Annotated in this window: 3 protein-coding genes; 1 reads left to right on the top strand and 2 read right to left on the bottom strand. The window is 53.4% G+C overall.

The window, feature by feature from the left end; genetic code table 11:
- Window positions 1–31: 31 nt before the first annotated feature.
- Window positions 32–796 carry an HAD-IA family hydrolase gene (locus AC2VLY_RS16800; protein ID WP_486922686.1) on the bottom strand — a complete coding sequence of 255 codons (765 nt, stop codon included), beginning with the start codon at window positions 794–796 and terminating at the stop codon, window positions 32–34.
- Between the two features lie 120 nt (window positions 797–916).
- Between AC2VLY_RS16800 and dksA the strand changes: the two genes are divergently transcribed.
- Window positions 917–1,381 carry an RNA polymerase-binding protein DksA gene (gene dksA / locus AC2VLY_RS16795; RefSeq protein ID WP_486892855.1) on the top strand — a complete coding sequence of 155 codons (465 nt, stop codon included), beginning with the start codon at window positions 917–919 and terminating at the stop codon, window positions 1,379–1,381.
- A gap of 6 nt (window positions 1,382–1,387) precedes the next feature.
- Here dksA and tilS read toward each other — a convergent pair.
- The coding region (gene tilS, locus AC2VLY_RS16790) for a tRNA lysidine(34) synthetase TilS (protein WP_486922685.1) at window positions 1,388–1,731 on the bottom strand (344 nt) is incomplete at its 5' end.

Below are 1,731 nucleotides of genomic sequence, written 5' to 3'. Positions count from 1 at the left end.
AAAAGCTTAACGGCCAACGGCCGTTTCCAGGTTAATGCTGCGTTTTTTCTTCCCACCATTGGGTCAGCAGATCCACATCCACCACAACGCGTGCACCCGCTTCGCGTCCCTGCAGAATCTGTGCAGGAGCCTGGGGCTCGCCGAGTTGATCAAGCACCCGCAGAGCCGCTGAAAAATTCTGGTGTTGCGTGTATTCCGTTTGCGTAATCACCGTAGCCAAACCGGCAGATGCGGCAGAACGCAAGCCATTTTCCGAGTCCTCCAGAGCCAGACAGTCCGGGGCCGGAAAACCCAGTTGCTGCAACACATACAAGTAAATATCCGGGGCAGGTTTTTTATGCGGCACAATATCCCCAGCGCCAATAGTCTGGAAACGCCCGGGTCCATCTTTACCCAAGGTGCTTTTCAGCAAGGACTCCACGTTGGCTGGGGTGGTCGTGGTCGCTATGGCTATGGGTAGCCCGACCTCTCTGGCAGCATTCAGCAGACGTTCTACGCCGGGGCGCAAGGGTAAAAGGCCCGCTTCCATCATCTCCACATAAAAAGCCGTTTTCTGTTTGTGGATTCTGGCAATATCCGCATCGCTGAGCTGCGGATAATCAGGGCGATCATTCAAAAAACTGCGCAAACGCTCCTTGCCACCGGTCACCTTCAAATAATGCCCGTACGTAGGCACATCCCATTCAAAGGGAAGGTCTGCAGCGGCAAAGGCCTGGTTGAAAGCCACACGGTGAGCATCCCGCTCGGTATCCGCAAGAGTTCCGTCCACATCAAAAATCAGGGCGCGCAAAGGCATAAGCTTTATTCCTGGTACAGAGTTGAAGGTGCTGGCATTGTAAACATAAGCTGCAAGATTGCCAAAATGGCTGATCTCTGTTAAACGTAAGCGGATTTATTACAAGGACAGGAAGATCACATGGCAGACCAAGCCTCTCAAACTGCTGGCATCAGCCCCAGAAATGTTCAGCAATACACCGCCTTTGTTCCTTACGAACCAAAGCCTGACGAAGAATACATGAACGACGCGCAAATCGCTCACTTCCAGAAAATTCTGGAAGACTGGCGCGGCGAACTCATGGCTGAGGTCGATCGTACTGTGCAACACATGCAAATGGAAAACGTCAACTACTCCGATCCCAATGATCGCGCCAGCCTCGAAACCGACATGGGTCTGGAATTACGGGCAAGAGACCGGGAACGCAAACTGATTCGCAAAATCACCCAGGCTCTGGGTCGCATCAAGGAAAATGAATACGGTTATTGCGAATCCTGTGGTGTGGAAATTGGTCTGCGGCGCCTTGAAGCCAGACCAACGGCCACGCTTTGCATTGATTGCAAAACACTTGAAGAAAAACGTGAAAAACAAATGGCGCAGGACTGAAAACTTTTATTTTCGGAGCAGGCAGAGCGCAGCGCGCGCCCCCATCGGGGCGCGCACCCACGACGCCAGATAATAACCGGGAATGCACAACAAGTGCCCGGCTTCATCCCACAGCAGGGGAATATTCGCTCGCCACTCTGGCGGTATGCCAGCCTCCAGCATGATATTTTTCACCGTTCGATGCTGTCCGTTAGCCATCCGTGACCGCTCACCGTTTTGACGGCGCCGCCAATATAAATTGACCTGGGCACACTCCGCGAGCAAAGCATGACTGACTCCTTCCCCAGACCCTTGCGCCAGTAACCGGCATTCCCAGCCGCGAAAAGGAAGGGGCCGGGAAATATCCCAGC

Source organism: Acidithiobacillus sp. TH-A36, from assembly GCF_057473445.1.
Note: the sequence above shows the minus strand (reverse complement) of the source record. Positions and strands in the feature narration are given on the sequence as shown.

Bases quoted from the DNA above. Each gene is read 5' to 3' on its own strand.
- AC2VLY_RS16800 (WP_486922686.1), bottom strand. From the start codon at position 796: ATGCCTTTGCGCGCCCTGATTTTTGATGTGGACGGAACTCTTGCGGAT.
- dksA (WP_486892855.1), top strand. From the start codon at position 917: ATGGCAGACCAAGCCTCTCAAACTGCTGGCATCAGCCCCAGAAATGTT.